At 34.7% G+C, this 1,763-nt stretch carries 1 protein-coding gene and 1 pseudogene; both read left to right on the plus strand.

What is annotated here, in order from left to right; genetic code table 11:
* Nucleotides 1–475 precede the first annotated feature (475 nt).
* A complete protein-coding gene (locus tag CP368_RS09820; RefSeq protein ID WP_098036958.1) occupies nt 476–706 on the plus strand; it encodes a hypothetical protein in 231 nt (76 codons plus the stop codon).
* A gap of 116 nt (nt 707–822) precedes the next feature.
* Nucleotides 823–1,626 (plus strand): annotated as a pseudogene (locus CP368_RS09825) (S8 family serine peptidase).
* Nucleotides 1,627–1,763 lie beyond the last annotated feature (137 nt).

Here is a 1,763-nt window from a genome sequence, read left to right on the forward strand (position 1 = left end):
ATGCAAGGGCAAAATAAAACTTTTTTTAAAAAGAAAATAGATGGTGCAAAAGCTTGCTATAATAACTTTTATGCTAAGTTTTGACTAGAAAAATCGCAAAAATAAAAAAAATTTTGTTATAAAAAATCCAGATGCCTATTAGAACATCTGGATTTAAATTTTTGAGGCTTAAGTAGTCAAATATTTATTCATGGTGATCGATCAATCTTCTATTGAGATTAATATTAGTTTATTAATGCATTTATATTAGATTATAGTATGTCTTTTTTATTCTATATAAATAGACAAATGAACGTCTTTTTGATTATAAATTGGTCAAATATACAAATCTATTTTTTATTACTTTATGCTAAATTGTAGGAATTTAAATGAAAGGAAAAGATAACTATAACTCGGTAGATTATTCTTATGTTTTTTCTGCTAAAAAGAAATTGGAGTTAGAGCACGGCAAAAAAGTGCTACTAATTTTGGCAGAATGAAGAATAAGTGGACTGCTGCCGCTGTTATCGCGTTAGCCTCAGGTTCAGTGGTTTTGTTTGTGCCAACTGGAAAAGCGCAAGCAGCTGAAGCTGATGCTGGTGTGAAGACAGAACAAGTTGAGACTAATAAGCAAACTGATCAAGCACAGCAAAAACAAGTAAAACAACCTACGCAGGGTGAAGACGAGATGATCAAACTGATCAAGATACACCAGATCAATCGGTAGGTGATGATGATACTGATAAAGGTTATTATGAAAGTCAAAATCAACCTGTAAATACACCTGATCATATTAAAGGCAACGTTCAAGATGCATGGGACCAAGGTTATAAAGGTGAAGGCATTGCTGTAGCTGTAATTGACTCTGGAGCAGATCCAAGTCATAAAGATTTCCAAACTGCACCCACTAATCTTAAGTTTTCTAAAGAAGACATGGAAAAGATCATCAAGAAGTTAGGTCATGGTCGTTACGTAAGTCCTAAGTTTCCTTATGTGCATAACATGATCACAGGTGATGATGATCAAATTAAAGAAAATAACCAAGATGCAGTAAAAGATGGCTCTCACGGCCAACATGTATCCGGAATTATTGCTGCTAATGGTCAGCCCGATAATAAAAATGGTGAATATGTTGTTGGAGTAGCACCAGAAGCTCAACTATTGTTCTTAAAGTATTTTAGTGATGATGGAACTACGGGTGATGTAGCCGAAGCGATCTATGATGCAGTTAATGCTGAAGCTGATGTGATTTCACTATCTCTTAATAGTGCACCTAATGTGCCCAACTTGAATAACGCCGATCAAAGAGCAATTCGTTATGCTGTTGATCATGGGGTTGTTATTTCCGTTTCTGCCTCCAACGATGGTAATTCTGCATCAATTGATGCATCAAATAATGTTTCTGATAAGAATGACTATTATCCTAATTAAAATTTAGGTAATTACAAGCCATTTAATTCAGGTGATATTGGTGATCCTGCTGACTCTCCAGACGCCATTACTGTAGCGGCTGAAAAATCAGAACAAGATGAAGACAGTGACATGGCAGATTTTACTTCTTGGGGACCACTTCCTGATTATACTTTAAAGCCAGATGTATCAGCTCCGGGTGTGGATATTATTTCAACAGGAAATGATAATAAATAGTACTTCAATGGCAACACCATTTAATTCAGGTGTAGCTGCTTTAGTTATTCAATGACTAAAAAAGACCAATCCTAATTTACATCAATGTCATTAAGTTAAGACATTGACAATTAAGGGTGCTTTTTTAGAGATCGAAT

The sequence above is a fragment of the Lactobacillus sp. UMNPBX17 genome (genome assembly GCF_002553735.1).
In the GTDB taxonomy this organism is placed as follows: Bacteria; Bacillota; Bacilli; order Lactobacillales; family Lactobacillaceae; genus Lactobacillus; species Lactobacillus gallinarum.